Raw genomic sequence first — 22,235 nt, forward strand, 5'->3', positions numbered from 1 at the left:
CCGTGAAGGAGCGTGGGCGCTGTCGTGTGTGCGGTGCTGTGCTCTTGGCTATGGCTCAGCCGCGGCTCATTGCTCGCCGAGCTGGGCCTCGATCTCGTAGCCGGTGAACTTGCGCAGGTTGATCACGCCGCTGTCGAGAATCAGATACTGCCCCTTGAGGCCTTCGAGCACGCCTTCCACCACTGGCGTCTTGTCGAAATTGAACGAGGTGACCTTGGTCGGCGCGCTGCGCACCGGAAACTCGAAGGCCAGCGCCGTGGTGTCCAGCACCCGGATGGCACCCTCGCCGCAATGCGCCTGAAGGGCCGCCAGGCCCTCCGACATCTGCTCGAGCAGCGCATCACGTTCCGCTTCCAGATCCAGCTCGGCCACATCGCCCTTGAGCATCGCGCGCCAGTTGGTGCGGTCGTTGAGCGCCTGCTTGAACAGCACCTCGACCAGCCCTGATTGCAGGCGATTGGACACCTCGACGATGGGCAGCGCCTGGATGGCGCCCTGATCGAACCAGCGTGTCGGCATCTGGGTCTTGCGCGTGATGCCGACCTTGAGGCCGGAGGAATTGGCCAGATAGACGATATGCGGCTGGAAGCAATGCTCCTCGCCCCACTGCGGATCACGGCAGGTGCCTTCGGCGTAGTGGCAGGTCTCCGGCTTCATGATGCAGCCATCGCACTGCGGCAGCTTGCGAAAGCAGGGATAGCAATGCCCCTGCGCGAAGCTCTTCTTGGTCTTGCGACCGCAATGGCTGCAGTGGATCTGACCGGAGAAACTCAGGCGCACCTTGTGGCCGATATAGGCATTCAGCGGCTGGGTAGTCTCGCCCAGACGCAGGCCATAGCTGGCCGCCAACGGCTCCCGCGTGACCGACAGCGTGTCAGGCGCAGTATCGATCGTCGGCACCTCGCCGGCGGGCACGATGGACATCTTGCGGAGGTTGCCGCTCAGGGTTACGGCCGGTACCTCGGGAAGCATCGCTTTGGTGGTCAGTGCATCATCCAGTGTCAGTTGACCCACTTGATCTGCTCCGGCTCATCGCTTGCAGTGCCATCGCCATCACGCGGCCCACAGGTACCGTTGTCGATGAAGCCGACCCGCGATTCGGCAGGCACGTTGTTGTGCGCTTCGTACTTGATGACGGCCTCCATGCACAGCTCGACCTGCTCCTGGGTCAGCACGCGGCCATCCGGCCATTTGCGCAGCTGCATGGACTGCTTGAGGCTCTCGTAGATGGCTGGCGTCATCTGCTCGACCATACCGTCGAAGGTCATGTCACTCATGATGGGGTCTCCTGAGACTGAGGCACGCGGATCCAGGGCTTTCAAATGCCGGACCCGACGTGGGGAATGTGCACATTCTACCATCGTCAGCGCATCGACTGTCAGGGTGCGACACGGCGTGTCCGGCGTGGCAGCACGAGGCCGAGCGCGAGACCGGCGAGCAGCCCCCCGAGATGCGCCTCGTTGGCGATGGCACCCAACCCGATGGCGCTCGAGAGCGGCGTCATGCAAAGCACCAGATAGATCAACATGAAGATCATCAGCGAGCGCTGCATCTGATAGCCCAACGTGGGGCGGCGGCGTGCGGCGATGAAGACATAGCCGATCACGGCGAAGTCGATCCCCGACAACCCACCGAACAGCACGCTGCCGGTGGCGTATTGCGCCAGGTTGGCCGCCACGCCGCTCAGCACCACGACCAGCGCGAAGCGCCAACCGCCATCGATGGCCTCGATCTGTCGCCCGAACACCCACAGCCACAGCAGGTTGAACACCAGGTGCAGTACCCCGAAGTGCATCAACGACGGCGACCAGAGCCGCCACCACTCCCCCGAAAGCGTCACGGACAGCGGCTCGGGGGCGATGTGCTGACTGCCGACAAGCTCGAAGGGCACGATGGCCAGCCATTCGAAGACCGCTGCCTGGCCCAGCGCATACTGGAACAGTACCGTGATACAGCAGGCCAGACCGACCAGCCAGGTCAACGGCGTCTGGCGCATCAGGGTGATGAGGGACTGAGAGCTGGCGGTACCGCGCGTCGTGGTACCTGCGGAGGCGTCCCGCAGCGGTTCACCGCGCGACTGGCGCTCGAGCATCGCGATGACGCGCGGCAGTTGCTCGGGGTCGGCCAGCCACAGCTCCTGGCCGCCCTCGTGGCTCTCGGCATCGTCGCCAGACGCAGCCTCTGTCGGGCGAGCCTGGCTCAGAGTGATCTGATGACCGATCTTCTCGGCCCACAGGGCTTCACGCAGGGGGCGGCTGTCGAAGGATTCAGGCAGCGTCAGAACCTTGAACATATATGCCTCTGAAAATGACATGCGACTGAACAGACTCAGTACACGTTGATAAACAAGGAGATGTCAGACCAGCCTGCGAAAATCTACCACAGCCTCGCAGGGGGCTGGCCTTTGTGACAGACATAAAAAAAGCCCGGTGGGGGGGCACCGGACTGAGCAAGGATCATTCAAGGGAACACTTACTCAGAGTGCGCAATCGGGCTTTGGTTCACTGACATATGATTGTAAAAAACAATCGTCATTCATCACCAGCATTACTGACGCTATTGGGACGTACCAATGAGCAAGCAAATGACCAGTGCTATTGACTGGCGCCATTGGCCAATGACGGGTTCGACAGGGTGTCGCGGGACAGCTCTTCCGGCACGGGGCGTCGGGAAGGCTCACGCGGTACCGGTACCCACACGAAGTTGGCGGCATCCAGCGTGGCTTCGCCACTGAAGCGATACGCCACCAGGCGCCCGAACTTGACCGCGCTGTAATCCAGGCAGGCGATGTTGGGAGCCGGCAGCGCCGGCAAGCCCTCACACCAGTAGTGCCCGAGGAACAGGGGCGGCTGCTCCGGCCCGTAGTAAGGCAGATTGGCCAGCTCCTGCTCGCTCAACCAGCGCGATTCCAGCTCACCGGGCAGGTTGTCGGGCTGGAAGACGACATCGCCGTAGGTGCGGGGCTCACGTGCCCAGAAGTGGGTGCGGAAGCTTCGGCGCGTGAAACCATCGCCGGAGTGGATCTCGACTCCTTCCGGCAAGCGCAGATTCGCGCCGCGCGTCATGCGGTCCAGCACGCGATAGGCGAAGCTGTCGTGCTCGATGGACTCATGCAGGAAGTCTTCATCGATGCAGCCATCGGGGTAGCGCTCCAGGAAGGAACGCACCAGAGGCTCATCCCAGCAGGCGTGCACCACGCGCAGCCCGCTCTGGCCGGGGGCCAGCGGCGGCAGCTCCAGACACAGCGGCATGCGCATGAACCAGCGCAGCGCCTCGTCCCACTCATCGGGATGATGCTGATATTGGTCAAGCGTCTCGCGGATGATGCGATTGTGACGTGAGGTATGCGAGCGCAGGAAATCACGATGCTCGCCTCCCGGACGCGGGCGTGCGCGCCGACAATACGCCAGGGCGTTGTATTCGTGATTGCCCATCACGATCAGCGCTTCGCCGGCATTGACCATGCTGCTGGCCAGCTGCACCGCCAGGCGGATGCGCGGACCACGATCGATGATATCGCCGAGAAAGATGACCTTGCGGGTCGGATGGCGATAGACGCCATCGACGATGTGATAGCCGAGCGTTTCCAGCAACGTCGCCAGAGTGGCGCCGCAGCCGTGTACATCGCCGATGAGATCATAGCCATCCTGTGGCGCCACGAATGCTTGCATGGTGTCAGCCTTGAGGTCATTCGCCGAGGCGATTGCTCCAACCGAGCTTGGTGCGACAGATCTCGAAATAGTTGTGCTCCAGCGGATGAATCAGAGTCAGACGCTCACACTTGCGCCGAATCTTGAGCACATCCCCGGGCTTGGCCACCACCTGGGTCTGGCCGTCGCAGCTGATATGCGGATAGGTCGAGTTGCTGGCACTGATATGCAGGATGATCTCGCTGGCCGCATCGATCACGATCGGACGACTGGAAAGGGTATGCGGGAACATCGGCACCAGGGTGATCGCCTCGAGGCGCGGGTGCACGATGGGACCGCCACCGGACAGCGCATAGGCGGTCGAGCCGGTCGGCGTGGCGACGATCAAGCCATCCGAACGCTGGGAGTAGACGAACTGGCCATCGATGAACAGCTCGAACTCGATCATGCGCGCCGCCTTGCCGGGGTGCAGCACCACGTCATTGAGGCCATCGGCCGCCCCGATGCGCTCGCCGTCACGATAGACCTCGGCCTCGAGCAGGAAACGTTGCTCGCTGAGATAGTCACCTCCCAGCACCTCGGCCACCTTCTCCTCGAGCTCATCGGGGCGAATGTCGGTCAGAAAGCCGAGTCGCCCACGATTGACGCCGAGCACGGGCGTGCCGCTGCGGCACAACGCGCGCGCGGCGCCCAGCAGGCTGCCGTCACCGCCGACCACGATCACCAGATCACACTGCTCGCCCATCTGACGGCGGCTGGCCACCTGCAGACCGTGGTCCAGCAGCAGCGTGGCAGTGCGTTCCTCGATCACCATGGCCAGGCCACGGGAATCCAGAAAGCGAATCAAGCGCTTGAGCGTATCCACCACCTGGGCACTGCCCAGTCGGCCAATCACGCCGATCGTATTGAATTGCTGCTTCATCACGCCTCCCAGGCTGTCATGCCGGCCATTATGCGGACTCACCGCGCGAGCAGCAATGCAGCCGCGCCGCACCTTTCCCATTGGGTGCAAGGTGACTGGCTGGCGTCATGTCCAGGCACGTCTGAAAACCGGCCGCGAACATCCAAGGCAGGAAGCGGGACGTTACCAGACTATCCTCCCGCAATTGACGCACCGCCGTCCCGACCGTCACGGGCGTTGATCCTTTCTCGAACGAAGGCCTCTATCATGCAACTTGCCATTCCCCGACGGTGCACTTACCGTCAGCTGATCAATGGACCCCCCGCCAAAGGAGCCGGCCGCCCCATGCCAGCACAGAAGCCGTCAGTCAGTCCGCCAGACGCGGAAAGCTTTGACCACGCCAGTGCGATAGAAGCCTGTGCACGCGGAGACGAGGCCGCGTTCCGCAGCCTCTATGATCTTGAATCGGCCCGCATGCTGGCGCTCGCCATGCGCCTGTTGAACAGCCGCGACCAGGCGGAAGATGCCGTCCATGACGCCTTCATCAAGCTGTGGTCCAACGCGGGTCAGTATCGCCGTGAACTCGGCAATGGTCGCGCTTGGCTGTTTACCATCCTGCGCTATCGCGCCCTGGATCAACTGCGCGCCCAGGGGCGGACGCCACGCGGCGACAGCGATGCGCTCGACACCCTGGCCGATCTGCTCGCCAACCCAGAAACCGCGGCTGATGACAGCCAGACTGCGCACCAGTTGAGTGACTGCCTGGGTGAGCTGGAAGTGCCACGACGCGAGCCCATTCTGCTGGCCTTCTTCAAGGGACTGACACACGAACAGATCGCCGAGAAGCTGAGCGCACCGCTTGGCACTATCAAGGGACGCATCCGCGCCGGTCTCAAGCTACTGCAGGAGTGCCTGTCACGATGAATAGCCCCCTGATTCCCGAATCTCCCGAAGAACAGAACCTGCTGCTGGGTGAGCATGCCCTCGGGCTGCTGGACCCTGAACGCGAGGCCGAAGTGCGCGCCTGGATCGAGCGCGATGACAATGCCGCACGCATGGCCCTGCGCTGGCAGCAACATTGGCTGAGCGTGAGTGATCGCCTGCCGCCGGAGCCCCCTTCCGACTCATTATGGAAGCGCATCGACGCCAGCCTGGTGCGCCTCAAGCAGTCCTCTGCCACCCGCGATAACGCCGCTCGGCATGACGCAGAGCAGACAAGCACCTCGACCAAGGCGCCCTGGCTACTGCGCTGGCTAGGCGGTGGTCTCGGCCTGGGGCTCGGAGCGGGGCTCGCCCTGGCGCTGGTCATGCAGGTGGGGCCCTTCTCTCCCAGCGCGTCGCTTGAGGGCACGTCACCGAAGGTGGCTACCCAGACACCTGACGGCGATGCGCAACGCATGGTCGCTATTCTGCAGACACTGGAAGATCCGGGTACGCCGACCTGGGTGGCCAATGTCACGCCCAGCGGGGGCCTGCAGCTGACACCGAAGGTCTCCATCGAGCGTCCGACGGATCGCGCCATCGAACTGTGGACCCTGACCGACCCGCAAGAAGGGCCCCGCTCACTGGGGCTGGTCAACCCGATTGCCGGCATCGAACTCAGCGCCGAGCAGATCGGCAGCATGAGTCCGGGCCAGCTGCTGGAGATGACACTGGAGCCAGAAGGCGGGTCGCCGACCGGCAAACCGACAGGCAAGATTCTCGCCATCGGTCGCCTGGTGGACCTCAATCAGCGTGATAGCTGATAGCCCCAATGACAGCCCTCGGGCATGACGACTGCCGTTAGTGGCGCTTTCTGCCGCTGTAATTTCACAGTGAGTCTCACGGGAAAGCGCCCTATCGCTCTGCTCTAGGCCTTCTCAAGACCTGCTCAAGACCTGCTCAAAAGAGGGAGTCCGCCCTCTAGCGTCAGCCAAACGCCAGACATGAAAAAGCCCCGCGATTGCGGGGCTTTTTCATGTCTGGCAGCGTCAGCTAGCTGGCAATCAAGCCAGTGCTCAGCTTTCAGTGCGCTCGAGCCAGGATTCGACGGTTTCCGCACCGTGCTCTTCCTTCCACTCTTTCAGCTGCTTGTGGTTGCCACCACGCGTCTCGATGACTTCACCGGTGTGCGGGTTCTTGTAGACCTTCAGCTTGCGCTTGCGACGCACGCCACCGGTCTTGCTTTCCGGTGCGGCAGCAGCCGGCGCCTGGGACGCTTTCGGGTCCAGCAGGGTAATGACGTCACGAGTGGACTTGCCGTACTCGCCCATCAGCGCGTCCAGCTTGTCCTTGAATTCGAGTTCGTTCTTCAGACGGTCATCATTGCGCAGGCTTTCCAGCTGCTCTTGAAGTTTCTTGAGCTCTTGCTCTTTCTGCATGAAATCAGTCAACAGGGACATGAGTATCTCCAGGAGGTCGGGACAGACAGTTGAGTCACGAAAACACGATGCTGAGTGAGGCCCGGCGATATTCATCTGCCGTACATGTTTAACAGCGCGTTTTCATAAAGACTTGTGCAGGCACTCGGGACAGTTAAGCGCCCACACCAGATCAAGGGCGATTATAGACCGAGTCAACTGCAAGGTGAAGTCTTAAATAACATGTTTCCAAAGTATGCAATCTTTCCGATCAATGCAATAGCCAGAAAAAATTACTCACTGCCCAGGCACTTCATTATCCACTGTCACAACTGAAGGCAGATCTGACAAAAGCGTCTCTGCAACAACACGAAGACGTCTTTACCACGACCTGATATCGGGCTTGAGGGCCCGCCATGACAAGGCCTCCAATATTCACGGGATATGCACAATTCATGACAACAACCCACAAGGAAGTATTATGCAACCACTTTCCCCATCGGCGTGACAGCGTCACGGTGCAGACTTTTGATGAAGGGCAATCATTGCCTGCGCACCTCGAAGAGCATGCACCTGAACGAACAACAGCAGTCCATACTAAAGCAGGTGACGAACTAATAGTGGTGCGAAATGCAACACTTTCTCCAGAAAGCGTCACTTCAAAAACACCGTAAACCTGATAGAATGGTCAAAGTTGACAAAGAATGCGCCGTCATCACGCCATTTCACTCTCCCGCCACTCGCAGAGACACTCCATGCCATTCTCCCAGATGCCGACCCGCGATACGGACTCACTTTCTCTCTGGCACCCTTATACCCAGATGCAGGACATGCCAGCGCCATTGGAGGTGGTCGGCGGCACGGGGGCCCGCATGACACTGGCAGGAGGCGAGACACTGCTGGATGCGACATGTTCCTGGTGGTGCATGATCCATGGCTACGGACACCCGCGCCTCGTCGCGGCCATCCAGCAGCAAGCGGCAGAACTCTGCCATGTGATGCTGGGAGGCATTCGCCATCGACCGGCCAAGGAGCTTGCCGATGCGCTGGTGCGCGTCACCCCTGAAGGCCTGAATCATGTCTTCTTCTCGGATAGCGGCTCGGTGGGCATGGAAGTCGCCATGAAGATGGCAGTGCAATATCAGCAACAGCGCAAAGACCGCAATGACACGCGCGGACGGACGCGCATGCTGTCATTGATGAAGGCCTATCACGGCGATACGGCGGGCTGCATGGCAGTGTGTGACCCCGAAGAAGGCATGCATTCCTTGTTCGCCGACTTCCTGCCCAGACATCATTTCGCACCGGCGCCGACTGCCGGTTTCAGTGCCAGTCGTGAAGAGGTAGCAGACGATATCAGCGCATTGCGCGCCTGCCTGGAAACACACCAGCATGAGATAGCGGCATTGTTGATGGAGCCACTGTTACAGGCGGCAGGTGGCCTCAACATGTATTCGCCCTACTATCTCGAGGCGGCACGCGAGTTATGTGATGAGTTCGGAATCGTATTGATCTTCGATGAGGTCGCGACCGGCTTCGGTCGGACCGGCAAGATGTTTGCCTGTGAACACGCCAATGTCTCTCCTGACATCATGGTGCTCTCAAAGGGACTGACGGGGGGATATCTGGGACATGCCGCCACCCTGGCCCAGAGTCATATCTTCCATGCATTTGATGGTGAGGATGCCAACAGCGCCTTCATGCACGGCCCGACCTTCATGGGCAATCCACTGGCCTGTCGGGTAGCACTGGAAAGTCTCGCGGTATTCGAGGAAGAGAATTATCTGGGCAAGATTGCCGAGCTCAATCAAGTGTTGCGCGATACCCTGCTGAATTTCTCCCACCCCGCCATTCGCGATATACGCGTATTGGGTGCCACGGCGGTGATAGAAGTGCACGATGCCAGCAGTCTGGCAGGCGCTCAGGCCCATGCCCGTGAACTGGGTGTCTGGTTACGTCCCTTCGGGCGCTGGCTCTATACCATGCCGGCCTATATCACCTCGCCGCAGGACTTGCGCCAGATCACCCATGCGATGACCAGCTACTTCGAGACTCTGGAACACTGATGCACTGATTGCACTGACATACAACACGACTGCCCCTGGCGATGTTCATCAAAGGCGATGTTCATCAAAGACGATTACCATCGTATGCAAGCGCCATCTGGGGCAGTCACGCTCGAGAGCCACCATTCTCGAAAGCCATCACCATCAGAGGCATTCACCCCCACAGACGGGCTTCGAGTGCCTGATAATCGTCTGGCGAGAGCTGACCGCCCTTGACCAGCTTCTTGAGGAAGTGACGATAGCGACGCGCGACCTTGCGCCGTGCCAGCCAGGCAACACTGGTCGCCAGCGGAATGAAGTCAGGATTCGAGATACCGTCGATCAGCCACAACCTGGGGGGCTGGTCGTCGCTGAACTGGACCACGATATTGCGATCATTGAGATCAGACGGAATCAACCAGCGTTTCTCGAGATAGCGATAGAGATTGGCCAGCTCGCTCACCAGCACCTCGGCGCTCAGGCGCTCGGGGGTCTCGAGATGCACCTCGCGCAGTCGGCGTGACGTGGAGCCGTCACTGTCGAGAATCAGATCGAAGACCAGCCCGAGCCCCTCGGCGGTGGCGACACTGCCGTGATAGGCAGGCACATAGGACCAGTCGCGCATGCCACGTCTGACCAGGCCCTCGAAATAGCGTTGCTCGCGTTCATTCTGGCGGCTGCCCTTGTCAGGGTAACGCGGGACCTTGATGCAGCGATGGGGGTCATTCGGGTCCTGATAGACACGCCGATCATTTCCCATGCCGATGACGCGGGCATTTTCCAGCTCCAGCATGCGCACTCCTGTTGAATAACGCCTGCGACTGCAGCCGCCGGGCAGCGTGGCATTCTACAAAAAGCCGTCATGGCACGCCAACTTGTGCCATTTGGCAGCGCCCACGTTCATCGGCCATTCAGCTTGCGTTGCCCTTCTGGTAAGATTATGCGCCGTTTTTGACGGCATTCAGGAGGAAGCCGCAGGAACACTGCGACAGCAAGGCATTCGTCACGAATGTACACGTCATGCGAGGCATTGCCCCGGGATCGGGTGGCCACGCACCCACAGTTCGCCCGCTCTGTCCGCAACACTCCCAAAGCTGGCACAACCCCACATAGAGGTACTCGCATGAATGCGGTAATTCTGGCCGTCCTGGTCATGGTCGGCCTGTCGTTGGCTCGCGTCTCGGTCGTCTTCGCGCTGGTCGCCGGCGCCTTGGTCGGCGGTCTGTTCAGCGGGCTGTCCCTGACCGACACGCTCGGCGCCTTCAATGACGGTGTCGGCGGCGGCGCCAAGGTCGCGCTGGCCTACGCCACTCTCGGTGCCTTCGCCGTCGCCCTGTCTCGCTCCGGCCTGCCGGACCTGCTCGCCGCACGTCTGATCGGCCTGCTCAATGGCGAAAGCACGCCGCGCCGCCATACGGCCATCAAGTACGGCCTGCTGGGCAGCGTGTCTCTGGTCGCGATTTCCTCCCAGAACCTGATTCCGGTTCACATCGCCTTCATCCCGATCCTGATTCCGCCGCTGCTGGTCGCCATGAACCGCCTGCGTCTGGATCGTCGTGCCGTGGCCTGTGCACTGACCTTCGGCCTGACCGCGCCCTACATGCTGCTGCCGGTCGGTTTCGGCTCCATCTTCCTCAACGACATCCTGCTGGCCAACATCAATGATGCCGGCCAGTCGCTCGGCCTCGACGTGACCCGTGGCATGGTGCCGATGGCGATGGCGATTCCCGTTGGCGGCATGTTCCTCGGCCTGCTGACGGCGCTGTTCGTCTCCTACCGCAAGCCGCGTGACTACGCGACCCACGAGATCAAGTCCAGCAACGTACCGCACCACACGCCCATGCACACGCCGTCCAAGAGCGGCCTGGTCATGGCAGGCATCGCCATCATCGCCGCCCTCGGCATTCAGCTGTATTCCGGCTCGATGATTCTCGGCGGCCTGGTCGGCTTCGCCATCCTCTCGCTGGGTGGTCTGTTCAAGTGGAACGAAGCGGATGACCTCTTCACCTCCGGTATGCGCATGATGGCGCTGATCGGCTTCATCATGATCTCGGCGGCAGGTTTCGCTTCCGTGATGAAGGCCACCGGCGATATCCAGACCCTGGTCGACGCCTCCTTCCACATCATCGGTGACAACAAGCCGCTGGCCGCACTGGTCATGCTGATGGTCGGTCTGTTCATCACCCTCGGCATCGGCTCCAGCTTCTCGACCATTCCGATCATTGCCGCCATCTACGTGCCGCTGGCGCTGCAATTCGGCTTCTCGCCGCTGGCCACCGTCGCGCTGATCGGCACCGCCGCCGCGCTGGGGGATGCCGGCTCACCGGCTTCTGACTCGACCCTCGGCCCGACGGCCGGCCTGAATGTCGATCAGCAGCACGACCACATCTGGGACAGCGTGGTGCCGACCTTCCTCCACTACAACATCCCGCTGATCGTGTTCGGCTGGGTGGCCGCGATGACGCTGTAATCCGCTGAGCGACAGCCTCGCGCCCCCAAGCGAGATGCCAGACCTGACAACGCCCGACAGAGAGGACTCTCCTTACTGTCGGGCGTTGTCGTTGGTGAGCCGGCTCAGGCGCAATGAATGGGCACCGCCACTGGACAGCCATCCAGTCTTTTAGCATGATGCGCGCATGCGCAAGATCCTCCACGCCGACTGCGATTGCTTCTATGCCGCCGTCGAGATGCTCCGCCATCCCGAGTGGCGCGAGGTGCCCATCGCCATCGGTGGCCGCACCGAGCAACGCGGTGTCATCGCCACCTGCAACTATCCCGCGCGTGCCTTCGGTATACGCTCGGCGATGTCGACTGCCCGCGCGCTACGCCTGTGCCCACAGCTGATTCTGGTGCCACCGGACTTCGAGCGCTACCGCGCCGTCTCCGCCGAGATCCAGGCACTCTTCCATGAGCTGACGCCCCTGGTGGAGCCTCTCTCGCTGGATGAGGCCTATCTGGATGTCAGCGCCGTGACTGACTTTCAGGGCAGCGCCACCTGGATGGCGCGCTGGCTGAAGGAAGAGGCGCTCAAGCGCACCGGCATCACCCTCTCCCTTGGCGTGGCCGCCAACAAGTTTCTGGCCAAGATCGCCAGTGACTGGGAAAAGCCCGACGGCCTGACGGTGATCACGCCCGAGACCAGCGACGCCTTCATCCGCCAGCTGCCCGTCGGCAAGCTGCACGGAGTCGGCCCCGCGACGCTGGCGCGTCTGACACGCCTGGGCATCACCACCTGCGAAGACATGCGCGGCACACCGTTGACGACACTGGCCGAGCACTTCGGCAAGTTCGGCACCCGCCTGCACGAACTGGCGCACGGCATCGATGAGCGACCGGTGCGTGTCGAACGCGAACGCAAGTCGATCAGTGTCGAGCACACCTTCGATCACGACCTGCCTGACCTGCCGGCCTGCCTGGAGCGCCTGCCCGCCCTGCTCGAACGCCTGACCAGCCGTCACGCCCGTCATGACCAGCCGGTGCTGGCCAAGCAGTTCGTCAAGATCCGCTTCAGCAACTTCGAGAGCACCACGCTGGAAAACCTGCTCCCCGCCTCGACCACCACGCTGCCGAGCGCCAACAGCTTCGCCCTGCTGATGGAGCAAGCCTGGCAACGCGGCCACCGCCCTGTCCGCCTGCTGGGCGTCGGCGTACGCCTCAAGGCCCGCGAGGACGCCCAGCAGCTGGGATTGTTCTAGCTCGCACCAGGCGCCCACCCCATCCCGCAAACAACAAAGCCGGCACCTAGGACAGGTACCGGCTTCATCGTCACGACCTCAGGTCGATGACAGACTCATGCGCTGAGCAAGCGGGGCTCAGGCGAAGACGATGGTCTTGTTGCCGTGGATCAGCACGCGATCCTGCAGGTGCCAACGCAGCCCGCGCGCCAGCACCTTCTGCTCGACATCACGGCCGATGCGCACCAGTTCCTCGGCGGTATGGCAGTGAGTGACGCGGTGGATGTCCTGCTCGATGATCGGGCCGGCATCCAGCTCTTCGGTCACGTAATGGCAGGTCGCGCCGATCAGCTTGACCCCACGCCCGAAGGCCTGGTGATACGGCTTGGCGCCCACGAAGGAAGGCAGGAAGCTGTGGTGGATGTTGATCAGGCGACCGGCATAGCGCTCACACAGGCTCGGCGGAATGATCTGCATGTAGCGCGCCAGCACGATGCAATCGGCCCGGGATTCTTCCACCAGACGCTCGACTTCGGCAAAGGCCGGCGCCTTGTCATTCTTGTCGACCGGCACGTGATGGAACGGAATGCCGTGCCATTCCACCAGCGAACGCATGTCATCGTGGTTGGAAATGACGCAGGGAATCTCGCAATCCAGATCACCGGACTGCCAGCGATGCAGCAGGTCCACCAGGCAATGGGAGTCCTTGGAGACCATCAGCACGACACGCTTCTTGGCAGCGGTGTCATGCACGCGCCACTGCATGCCGAACTCTTCACCGATCGGGGCGAAGCGCTTGCCGAGCTCAGCGGCGCTCAGGCCGATGGTTTCGGGGTTGATCTCATAGCGCATGAAGAAACGACCGGCGCCAAGATCAGAATGCTGATTGGCTTCGGTGATCCACCCGCCCTGCTCGGCGATGAAAGTGGAAACTCGGGCAACAATTCCGACCTGATCAGGGCAGGACACCACCAGGCGATAGGCGTGAGACATCGTAAGTTCAACCATTGTGATAGCGGGGATGATGTTCAGCCGGCGAAGCGCCGGCCTGCGCGAGGAATCATGACACCGCCCGTAAGCAGCCCCTCGGCAAAGGTGGGCTATTGTAGCTGATCACGCGGCCTGAAACAGTGCTGCGCCCCGATTCTGTCCATATGGTCAATACGACATTGCGATCAGCGGCCATCACGCCGGCCCACCTCAAGGCGTCACGCGGACGGTTGGGCCGCTCTCGAATCGACTCGATCGGACAACAGCGCCATTTGTGGCGCTTCGCGGGATTCCCGTATAGTTGAGCCACATTTTATAGATGGCATGACATCCATGTTGAAACCCCGCGTTCAAGTCCGTCAGAGACAACGTCCGCCGCTGCACCTGCTACCGCTGGGTGGCTGCGGCGAGATCGGCATGAATCTGACGCTGTATGGTTATCAGGATCACTGGATCGCCGTGGATTGCGGCATGATGATTCGTCAGGACCTGCCGGAAGGTCCATTGCAGGTACCGGATATCGAGTCTCTGGCAAGCCTGGGCATCAGCCCGCAGATGCTGGTGATCACTCATGGCCACGAAGACCACATCGGCGCAGTCGCCTGGCTGTGGCCAAAGTGGCGCTGCCCGATCATCGCCACGCCCTTGGCGGCTGGCCTGCTGCGCGCCAAGTTTGCCGAGCGCGAGCTGGAAACCTCCAGCCTGCAGATCATCGAGGTGGATGAAGGCTTCGAATCCGGCCCCTTCGCGCTGCGACTGTTGCCGCTGACCCACTCGATTCCGGAAAGCTGCTCATTGCTGATCGTCACGCCGGAATATCGCGTGATGCATACCGGCGACTGGAAGCTGGACCCGGAGCCGTTGATCGGCAAGCCTACCGATCCGGAGCGCTATCAGGCACTGGCGCCGGTCGATCTGGTCGTCGGCGACTCCACCAATGCGCCGCTGGCAGGCCATTCGCGTAGTGAAGGCGAGGTTGCACGCGCACTGGAGAAGACGCTGGCCGGCTGTCGCGGACGCGTCGTCGTGACCTGCTTTGCCAGCAATCTGGCCCGCATACTGGCACTGGGGCGCGCCGCCGCACGCAATGGTCGCCGCATCACGCTGCTGGGTCGCTCGATGGAGCGCATGGTGCGCGTCGCCCGCGGTCTCGGTTATCTGGAGGACTTCCCGCCACTGGTACCGGTGAAGGACCTGGGCTATCTGCCCCCGGAAGAGGTCATGGTGATCGCCACCGGCAGCCAGGGCGAGCCGCGCGCCGCACTGTCACGCCTGGCCAATTCTCGGCATCCGGACTTCGAACTGGCTGCCGGCGACACCGTGATCTTCTCTTCCAAGGCGATTCCCGGCAATGAACTGGCCATCGGCAAGCTGCACAATGCCCTGACACGACTCGGCGTCGGCATCATGGAAGAGAAGCAGTTCCCGGACCTGCACGCCTCCGGCCACCCGGCACAGGAAGAATTGCGCACCTTCTATGGCTGGCTCAAGCCGGTACGTCTGCTGCCGGTGCATGGCGAATATCGCCACCAGCTCGCTCACACCCAGGTGGCACAGTCCCTGGGCATCGAGGCACCGCTGATTCCCGTCAATGGTGACGTGATTCGCCTCGATGCTCAGGGGCTGTCGGTGGAGAAACGACTGACTCTGCACGAACGCATCATCGAGCATGACAAGGTGCGCCCGCTGGACTCCATGGACCGCCGTGCCCGCGCGCGTCTCGGCCGGCATGGCAGCGTCTCGCTCGCGTTGCCCGTCACGCTGCAGGAAGCCGGCTGGGTTCGCATCGGCCGCTTGATGCTGGATATCAGCGGCACCTCAAGCCTGGATGAAGACAGTTTCGCCGAGTGGCTGGATGACACCCTGGCAGGCCTGGATGCCAGCAATGAACGTGAACTCAAGCAGCAACTCGATGGACGCATCAATCGCTGGCTGCGCAACCACCTGCGCCATGAGCCGGTGCTCTTCCTGCATATCATGGCCATGAATCAGGAGTGAGTATCGCGCCAACATGGAAGTGATGGCCGCTTCGAGCTCACTGCCCTGCGCAAAGCGAGGCATGAAAAAGCCCGCCCGGGAAATACCGGGCGGGCTTTTCTGCTACTGGGAGGCGCTCAGGGACTGGTGATGGCGAGATTGCCAACTTTCCGACTGGAAATCTCGTTCTCAAGCACTTCAGCCACCTCCATGGCGTCAGGCCGAAGGTCTCAAACGGACTTGTTCTTCGGCGGACGGCCACGACGCTTGGGCTGATCACTGACCAGATCATCCACGGAAAGGCCTGCTTCGATCATCGCATCACGAATCTCGGCAAGCTTGCGCTCCTTGGCGATTTCTTCTTCGCGGCGCTGCTCGTCTTCTTCGGCTTTCTGCTCGATCACCTCATTGATGACCTCGGAGAGCTTGTGCAGTTGCTCCATGGACAGCTGACGCGCTGCTGCACGAGCAACATTCTTGTTACGAGCGATCTTTTCGAGAGAATCGGCTGTCATTTCGCTACCTCCACCATATGCACTGAGCTGGAATCCCTGCGAGTCATCGCACCGGATGTGATAATGCAACAAAGTATAAGCGCTAAATATGAACTAACAAGCCTTGTCAAAAGCAAGGCTGTGTTTCCACAGAATAGACCAACAAAAACCCCGCATGATGGCGGGGTGTCTTTTGATACATCAAAGGCTTCTGCAGGCCTCGAACAACATGACCGAGAATGAAAAAGGGCTCAGCCTCCCGTCATGTTCATGAAGCGAACGATCTGGACATCACCATCTGTCGTGAAGTAGTGACGCTCGGGCTTGAGGTGCATGGCATCGATGATCGCGGCCTTTAGCGGCTCGATCTCACCCGGGTGGCGACGCATGATCTCGCGCAGATCAAGCGAGTGCTCATTGCCAAGGCACAGCAACAGACGCCCTTCCACCGTGACGCGAACACGATTGCAGGTCGAGCAGAAGTTATGACTGTGCGGTGAGATGAATCCCACACGTGATTCGCTGTCCGCCATGCGGAAATAACGCGCCGGCCCCAGGCTGTCTTCAAGCGTGGGAATCAGCGGATAACGCGTCTCGATGCGCGCCTGGACATCATCACTGGAGCAGAAGGTCTCATCACGACCGTGGTCCGAGACCTGACCCAGAGGCATCTCTTCGATGAAGCTGATATCCAGGCCTTCCTCACGCGCGAACTCGACCAGCGAGACCACTTCGTGGTCATTGCGCCCTTTCAGCACCACCGCATTGAGCTTGATACGGAAACCTTCCTCGCGCGCAGCACGGATTCCGGCGATCACCTTGTTCAGGTCGCCGGTACGCGTCAGCGCCTTGAAGCGCTCCGGGTCCAGAGAATCGAGGCTGATATTCAGCCGTGACATGCCGGCGGACTTCAACTGCGCGGCGTGCCTGGCAAGGCCCGCACCGTTGGTGGTCATCGAGAAGTCCTTGAGGCCCTCGAGCGCGCCGATTTCATCGACCAGCTTGCCGATATCACGCCGCACCAGCGGCTCCCCTCCGGTCAAGCGAATCTTCTCGACCCCCAATTCCACGAAGGCGCGCGCCAGCAACGCGATCTCTTCGAGGCTCAACACCTCATCGCGCGGCAGAAAGGTCATCTCTTCGCTCATGCAATAGACGCAGCGAAAGTCACAGCGGTCCGTCACTGACAGGCGAACATAGCGGATGCGACGACCGAAGTCATCGACCAGGGTTTCCATCATGACTCTCCCGAAAACTTGGGTGTTGCCAGCGCTGATTGTCTCTCTTCGCCGCTGGCCTCGGCCAATGAGTCATCAGCCTTGTGTTGCTCGGCAAAGGGGGTTGCCGCTCTACCCTCTGCCGTCACCGCGGACTCGGGATGCCAGCGCTCGAGTGCCTCGCGATCACTCGAGCGTTCTCGCACCCAATAATCTCCTGTGGCGGTGTGCTCCTTTTTCCAGAAAGGCGCTCGCGACTTGAGGTGGTCCATCAGGAAGTCACACCCCGCAAAGGCAGCCTGACGATGTGCACTGGCGACCAGCACCAGCACGATATTGTCGCCGGGCTCGAGCCGTCCGACACGATGAATGATACGCGCCCCGGTGAGCGGGAAGCGCTCGCGCGCCTCTGTGATCAAGCGCTCGAGGCTGCGCTCCGTCATGCCGGGATAGTGTTCCAGCGTCAGCGCGACGACATCCGGACGCTGATTGAAATCACGCACCAGCCCCGTGAAGGACACCACGGCACCGATGTCGCCGCGCCCACGCGTCAGGGCATCCTGCTCGACACGCAGATCAAAATCGCTGGCCTGAATACTGACCGAAAAGGCCTGCGTGGCTTCGTTTGCGACCTGGGTCATGTCAGCCCCCCGTCACCGGTGGGAAGAAGGCGACTTCATCACCGGCATTCAGTGCATGGTCATCGCGCACCATCTCCTGATTGACGGCGCATAGCACGCGGGTGTCATTGAGCGCTTCAAGCTGCGGGTCACGCAGCGCCAGGGTGCGCTTGAGGCCCCCGACCGTCGCCTCCGACAGCGTCGTCAGGTTCAGCGCCAGGCTGTCGAGATCCAGCCGCTCCCGCAGTTCCGCCAGGAAGAGGACCCGCACGGTGGCATCATCGCGTGCCGCCGAAGCGGCCTGTCCCGCTGTCACTCTCACTTCGTTGGGCTCAGCTGCCGCAGCACGGCTCGGCTCGGCTCGGCTTGATTCAGCACGGCTTGGCTCAGCGGGCGTCTGCTCGACAGCGGCAGCCTCCTCCGGACGCTGCCAGTCTCCACTCTTGCCGCCGGTCTTGGTCTCGAGCTGGATATCGCCGATCACGATACCCTTGTCGACCGCCTTGCACATGTCATAGAGCGTCAGGGCCGCCACCGAGGCCGCCGTCAGCGCCTCCATCTCGACACCGGTACGCCCATTGAGGCGACACAGCACCTGAATCTCCACGCAGCTGTTGGCGCTGTCCAGCGTAAAGTCGACCGTCACCTTGGAGAGCATCAGGGCATGGCAGAGCGGAATCAGCTCATAAGTGCGCTTGGCCGCCTGGATACCGGCAATACGCGCCGTCGCCAGCACATCGCCTTTGGGCAAGCCACCTTCGGCGAGCAGGGCGAGCGTGGCAGGCAGCATGCTGACGCGTGCGCTGGCTCGCGCCTCGCGGCGGGTTTCCTGCTTGTCCGCAACATCCACCATATGGGCTTCGCCGCGTGCGTTGAGATGAGTAAGGCTCATGAGCTGTCTCGTATCCGTATCGGGTGCGCCTGACTGGCGGCAATCTCAGAAATACCAAAGCCTGAAGAAGCAGGCAGGCAAGCCCTGATGAACAGGACTGGCCCATAAATTAGCAGACTATCTTTTCATGAATCCGCTGGCATGACCACTGCGCGGGGGTCGCCTAGACGATGCCGCGACTGCCCAGCCACTGCACCATGACCGACTCGCCGGCGTGAAGCGTGGCGCAGCCGGCGGGGATCTCGATCAGACATTCGGCCAGCAACATCGAGGTCAGAATACCCGAGCCCTGCCGCCCCGTGGTCATCACCACCTGACGCCCCTCGGCATCCAGCACGACCTGGCCGCGATGATAGTCGACACGCTCGGCACGTGAGCGCAGCGTCTCGCCGGCGATCAACTGCAGGCGCGGGGATTGCCATTGCGCCAGTGTCATCGCGGAGGCGCTCGCCTCACCCTTCGCCAACCGCTGCTGTCCCGACAGCAGGCGTAGCGCGGGTAGCACGAACTGCAGGAAGGTGACCATGGTAGCCACCGGATTGCCCGGCAAGCCGAAGAACGGCACCTGACCAGATGACGACTCGGCGCCGGCGGGAGTGGCACGCAACATGCCGAACGCCAGCGGGCGCCCGGGTCGCATGGCGATGCGCCACAACGCGAGCTCACCACAGGCAGTGAGGGCGCTGCGCACATGATCGGCCTCGCCCACCGAGACGCCGCCGGAGGTGATGACCATATCGGCACGCGTCGCGGCATCCCGCAGGGCAGCACTCACGCTCGCCTCGTCATCGCTCAGGATACCGAGATCCAGTACCTCGATGCCCTGGTCGCGCAGCAGCGCTAGAAGGCTGAAGCGATTGGCGTCATAGATGCCGCCGGCCGGCAGCGTCTCGCCGGGAGCCGTGACCTCGTCACCGGTGGAGAAGATCGCCACCGTCAGCGGCCGATAGACGGCGACCTCGGCGAGCCCGAGCGAGGCCAGCACGCCCACGGCGGCAGGCGTCAGCCACTGGCCCGGCGACATCACCCGGTCGCCGCGCGCGATGTCCTCTCCGGCCTGACGCACATTCTGGCCACGGCGAATGCTGGTCATGCCCTCGATCACCACCCGCTCGCCTGCTTCGCCGTCGACCAAGCCCTCGCCCTGCGCGGAGCGATACTCGAGCTGCTCCTGCATGACGACGGTGTCGGCGCCTGCAGGCAGGGCCGCACCGGTCGTGATACGCATGGCCTCCCCCGCGGCGAGCGCCCGGCCCGTCCAGGGATGGCCCGCCAGCGAGCTGCCGATCACGCTCAGCTCGCAGTGATCGCTCAATTCGCCGCGATCGCTCAGGGCCTCGCCGCTCTCCGCGTCTGGCAATGAAGCCCGTGCCAGTGCGATGCCGTCCATCGCTGCGTTGGTCTGCGCCGGAACATCCAGCGGCGAGATGACCGTCTCGGCGAGCACACGTCCGGGCGCCTGCGCCAGGGCGACACGCTCGCTGCGCGGCGTGCGCCTCACGCCCGCCAGGCTCTCCCCCAGCACGCTCAAGGCTTCATCGACACTCAGCATGCGCTCACCGAAACGCGGATCGAAACACGACAGGCTCATGCGCCCACCTCGCCACGCGGCTTGCCGCCTTCCAGACGCCAATGCACCGGCCAGGCGGCGATCCAGGCGGCCAGCGCCTGAGGATCGTCCAGGTCCAGCCGCTTGAGGTTCTGCGGCACATCATCACGAGGCGGCAGCTGCGCCGCCGGTGTCGCCAGCGCATGGATCCAGGGGTCCTCCGAGGCTCGCAGCGGCTTGCCCACGGCCTCGCGGTACAGCTCAAGCTTGGGCAACGGCCACTGCTTGAAGCCCTCGACCAGAATCAGGTCCACCTCCAGCCCCTCGAGCTGCGCCACCAGCTGCTCCAGATCGGCCTCCGCCTGGTCCGGCGTCTCCATCATCAGTGCAAAGCGCTTGGCGGACGCCACCAGCATCGGTACGGCACCCGCCGTTCGCAGACGATGACTGTCCTTGCCCGGCGTATCGACATCAAAGGCATGATGAGCATGCTTGATCACGGCGACGCGGAGGCCGCGCGCTCTCAGCTCGGGCAGCAGCTGTTCGAGCAGCGTGGTCTTGCCAGTGCCGCTCCAGGCTGCAATGCCCAGCAGCGGACACGCTGACGCCGCCAGACGTGCCTGCCAGGCGGGCGACATCCCGACCTCATGAGAAATATCACCACGTGGCGTGGGAGCATCATTGCGGGGGGAGGAATGTTCAGCACTGACAGCGGTATCGGCACGCTGGTCAGTCGTGGAGGAAGACTCAGGCATGAAGGTTCTCTTGGTGATTCCGGCGTATGGCGGCCTGTCGACGGGCTCACCGCAGCGCTCCCGCAAGGGAAAAGATGACGATGACAATGCGGGCTGAGCGGGTGCCATGAAGGTGAACACGCACGGCGCTCATTTCAATGGGCAACGGCTCGATATACGCAAGGATTCAATGGGGGCTACGATGCAGAGTGGCAAGACACCCGCCAGTACCGCCAGACACGACACTTTTGAGGTGCAACGCCAAGGCCATCAATACCGGGCAGGCAAAGACAATAACCCGCCAGACTCCTGAAGAGACGCCCCCGGCGATGACGACCTGCATCACAATGACACACCCTGGGCGTGCAAGCGGGAACGGATGACACGCAAAGGACGTCAGGAAAGAAGCACGCTCAGCGCGAGCCGGCTTCCATCTCACGGCATTCATCCAGGGTATTGAGGTTGGCGAAGTCCTGCTCGCTGCCCGCTTGCACCTTGAGCCAGACATGCTGATCGAACCAGCGGTCGATCTTGCGCTCGCCAGCGGCCAGCGCCGCCTGCAGAGACGGCAGCAGGCCACGATGCATGAGACAGATCACCGGATGGCAACGAAACTCGTCTGCTGCCACGGCCAGCAGCGCAGGCCCGGCATCAACCGCGTGATCGCCCTCGACAGTGAAGCCTTCCAGCTGATCGCCGTTGGCATGATCGATCAGCGCCACGCTCAGCGTCTCGACCAGTTCATTGGGCAGGTGCGGCACATCGCAGGCCACCATCATCACCCAGGGCGTCCGCGCTGCCGCCAGTGCACTGGCCATGCCCATCAAGGGGCCGTGGTAACCCGGCTCGCTGTCTTCGACCAGCGGATGCCCATAGGCGGCATATTCGGCGTGCGAGCGATTGGCATTGATCAGAAGCTCACCCACCTGAGGGGTCAGCCGCGCCAGCACATGCGCCACCAGCGGCACCTCATTGAGCGTGACCAGCCCCTTGTCGACGCCACCCATGCGCCGCGCCTGGCCACCGGCCAGCACCACCCCGGTGATATTGGCAGGCGAGAGCGAGGCCTTGAGCTGCTCGGCATCGCTCGGCAGGGGTGTAGCGTCAGAGGTGTGATTGGAGCTCGGCATGAAGGCGTATCCCGGTCGAGTGC

Annotated in this window: 22 protein-coding genes; 7 read left to right on the forward strand and 15 right to left on the reverse strand. The window is 62.1% G+C overall.

What is annotated here, in order from left to right; translation table 11 throughout:
- Window positions 1-66: 66 nt before the first annotated feature.
- The 5 genes from AC5WNJ_RS10965 to AC5WNJ_RS10985 all read right to left on the reverse strand — a co-directional run bounded on the left by AC5WNJ_RS10965 (window position 67) and on the right by AC5WNJ_RS10985 (window position 4,572).
- Window positions 67-972, reverse strand: a complete 906-nt coding sequence (locus AC5WNJ_RS10965; protein WP_373456549.1) for a DUF2797 domain-containing protein — start codon at window positions 970-972, stop codon at window positions 67-69.
- Window positions 973-1,001: 29 nt separating this feature from the next.
- Window positions 1,002-1,277 carry a YeaC family protein gene (locus tag AC5WNJ_RS10970; RefSeq protein WP_253060956.1) on the reverse strand — a complete coding sequence of 92 codons (276 nt, stop codon included), beginning with the start codon at window positions 1,275-1,277 and terminating at the stop codon, window positions 1,002-1,004.
- Window positions 1,278-1,378: 101 nt separating this feature from the next.
- Window positions 1,379-2,293, reverse strand: a complete 915-nt coding sequence (locus tag AC5WNJ_RS10975) for a rhomboid family intramembrane serine protease (protein WP_253060958.1) — start codon at window positions 2,291-2,293, stop codon at window positions 1,379-1,381.
- Window positions 2,294-2,594: 301 nt separating this feature from the next.
- Window positions 2,595-3,671: a metallophosphoesterase gene (locus AC5WNJ_RS10980; protein ID WP_495929682.1), complete on the reverse strand. Its 1,077-nt coding sequence runs from the start codon at window positions 3,669-3,671 to the stop codon at window positions 2,595-2,597.
- 16 nt (window positions 3,672-3,687) lie between these two features.
- Window positions 3,688-4,572 carry an NAD(+) kinase gene (locus AC5WNJ_RS10985; protein WP_495929683.1) on the reverse strand — a complete coding sequence of 295 codons (885 nt, stop codon included), beginning with the start codon at window positions 4,570-4,572 and terminating at the stop codon, window positions 3,688-3,690.
- A gap of 324 nt (window positions 4,573-4,896) precedes the next feature.
- Between AC5WNJ_RS10985 and AC5WNJ_RS10990 the strand changes: the two genes are divergently transcribed.
- Both AC5WNJ_RS10990 and AC5WNJ_RS10995 read left to right on the forward strand, forming a co-directional pair.
- Window positions 4,897-5,475, forward strand: coding sequence for a sigma-70 family RNA polymerase sigma factor (locus tag AC5WNJ_RS10990; RefSeq protein WP_495929684.1), 579 nt, complete (start codon window positions 4,897-4,899; stop codon window positions 5,473-5,475).
- A complete protein-coding gene (locus AC5WNJ_RS10995) occupies window positions 5,472-6,296 on the forward strand; it encodes an anti-sigma factor (protein ID WP_495929685.1) in 825 nt (274 codons plus the stop codon). Before AC5WNJ_RS10990 ends, AC5WNJ_RS10995 begins: the two co-directional genes overlap by 4 nt.
- Window positions 6,297-6,548: 252 nt before the next feature.
- On the opposite strand, the gene AC5WNJ_RS11000 is transcribed toward AC5WNJ_RS10995, so the two are convergent.
- The gene (locus AC5WNJ_RS11000) at window positions 6,549-6,932 is read right to left on the reverse strand and encodes a histone-like nucleoid-structuring protein, MvaT/MvaU family (RefSeq protein WP_043336770.1); all 384 of its coding nucleotides are present in this window, start codon (window positions 6,930-6,932) and stop codon (window positions 6,549-6,551) included.
- A gap of 413 nt (window positions 6,933-7,345) precedes the next feature.
- On the opposite strand from AC5WNJ_RS11000, the gene AC5WNJ_RS11005 reads away from it, so the two are divergent.
- Both AC5WNJ_RS11005 and bioA read left to right on the forward strand, forming a co-directional pair.
- The gene (locus AC5WNJ_RS11005; RefSeq protein ID WP_495929686.1) at window positions 7,346-7,564 is read left to right on the forward strand and encodes a hypothetical protein; all 219 of its coding nucleotides are present in this window, start codon (window positions 7,346-7,348) and stop codon (window positions 7,562-7,564) included.
- Window positions 7,565-7,645: 81 nt separating this feature from the next.
- Complete coding sequence (bioA, locus tag AC5WNJ_RS11010; RefSeq protein ID WP_495929687.1) at window positions 7,646-8,956, forward strand: adenosylmethionine--8-amino-7-oxononanoate transaminase; 1,311 nt, start codon at window positions 7,646-7,648, stop codon at window positions 8,954-8,956.
- A 154-nt stretch (window positions 8,957-9,110) separates the two neighbouring features.
- Here bioA and AC5WNJ_RS11015 read toward each other — a convergent pair whose 3' ends face one another.
- Complete coding sequence (locus AC5WNJ_RS11015; RefSeq protein ID WP_284893703.1) at window positions 9,111-9,728, reverse strand: YrbL family protein; 618 nt, start codon at window positions 9,726-9,728, stop codon at window positions 9,111-9,113.
- A gap of 330 nt (window positions 9,729-10,058) precedes the next feature.
- Between AC5WNJ_RS11015 and AC5WNJ_RS11020 the strand changes: the two genes are divergently transcribed.
- Both AC5WNJ_RS11020 and dinB read left to right on the forward strand, forming a co-directional pair.
- Complete coding sequence (locus AC5WNJ_RS11020) at window positions 10,059-11,405, forward strand: Na+/H+ antiporter family protein (protein ID WP_495929688.1); 1,347 nt, start codon at window positions 10,059-10,061, stop codon at window positions 11,403-11,405.
- A gap of 166 nt (window positions 11,406-11,571) precedes the next feature.
- On the forward strand, window positions 11,572-12,630 hold the full coding sequence (dinB, locus tag AC5WNJ_RS11025; protein WP_495929689.1) for a DNA polymerase IV: 1,059 nt from the start codon (window positions 11,572-11,574) through the stop codon (window positions 12,628-12,630).
- 117 nt (window positions 12,631-12,747) lie between these two features.
- Here dinB and purU read toward each other — a convergent pair whose 3' ends face one another.
- On the reverse strand, window positions 12,748-13,602 hold the full coding sequence (gene purU / locus AC5WNJ_RS11030) for a formyltetrahydrofolate deformylase (RefSeq protein ID WP_043336780.1): 855 nt from the start codon (window positions 13,600-13,602) through the stop codon (window positions 12,748-12,750).
- Window positions 13,603-14,016: 414 nt separating this feature from the next.
- Between purU and AC5WNJ_RS11035 the strand changes: the two genes are divergently transcribed.
- The gene (locus tag AC5WNJ_RS11035) at window positions 14,017-15,597 is read left to right on the forward strand and encodes a ribonuclease J (protein ID WP_253061517.1); all 1,581 of its coding nucleotides are present in this window, start codon (window positions 14,017-14,019) and stop codon (window positions 15,595-15,597) included.
- A gap of 209 nt (window positions 15,598-15,806) precedes the next feature.
- On the opposite strand, the gene AC5WNJ_RS11040 is transcribed toward AC5WNJ_RS11035, so the two are convergent.
- The 7 genes from AC5WNJ_RS11040 to mobA all read right to left on the reverse strand — a co-directional run bounded on the left by AC5WNJ_RS11040 (window position 15,807) and on the right by mobA (window position 22,212).
- Window positions 15,807-16,091 (reverse strand): H-NS family histone-like protein, encoded by a 285-nt coding sequence (locus AC5WNJ_RS11040; protein ID WP_043336782.1) that lies wholly within the window; start codon window positions 16,089-16,091, stop codon window positions 15,807-15,809.
- Between the two features lie 230 nt (window positions 16,092-16,321).
- Window positions 16,322-17,311, reverse strand: coding sequence for a GTP 3',8-cyclase MoaA (gene moaA, locus AC5WNJ_RS11045; protein WP_253060965.1), 990 nt, complete (start codon window positions 17,309-17,311; stop codon window positions 16,322-16,324).
- Window positions 17,308-17,928, reverse strand: coding sequence for a molybdenum cofactor biosynthesis protein MoaE (locus tag AC5WNJ_RS11050; protein ID WP_373456548.1), 621 nt, complete (start codon window positions 17,926-17,928; stop codon window positions 17,308-17,310). Before AC5WNJ_RS11050 ends, moaA begins: the two co-directional genes overlap by 4 nt.
- 1 nt (window position 17,929) lies before the next feature.
- Complete coding sequence (moaC, locus tag AC5WNJ_RS11055; RefSeq protein ID WP_495929690.1) at window positions 17,930-18,799, reverse strand: cyclic pyranopterin monophosphate synthase MoaC; 870 nt, start codon at window positions 18,797-18,799, stop codon at window positions 17,930-17,932.
- A 163-nt stretch (window positions 18,800-18,962) separates the two neighbouring features.
- Window positions 18,963-20,390, reverse strand: a complete 1,428-nt coding sequence (gene moeA / locus AC5WNJ_RS11060) for a molybdopterin molybdotransferase MoeA (protein ID WP_495929691.1) — start codon at window positions 20,388-20,390, stop codon at window positions 18,963-18,965.
- Window positions 20,387-20,986 carry a molybdopterin-guanine dinucleotide biosynthesis protein B gene (mobB, locus tag AC5WNJ_RS11065; protein WP_495931043.1) on the reverse strand — a complete coding sequence of 200 codons (600 nt, stop codon included), beginning with the start codon at window positions 20,984-20,986 and terminating at the stop codon, window positions 20,387-20,389. The genes moeA and mobB overlap by 4 nt, the downstream gene beginning before the upstream one ends.
- 509 nt (window positions 20,987-21,495) lie before the next feature.
- The gene (mobA, locus tag AC5WNJ_RS11070; protein WP_495929692.1) at window positions 21,496-22,212 is read right to left on the reverse strand and encodes a molybdenum cofactor guanylyltransferase; all 717 of its coding nucleotides are present in this window, start codon (window positions 22,210-22,212) and stop codon (window positions 21,496-21,498) included.
- Between the last annotated feature and the right edge of the window lie 23 nt (window positions 22,213-22,235).

Source organism: Cobetia sp. PDI-23MA (genome assembly GCF_059507735.1).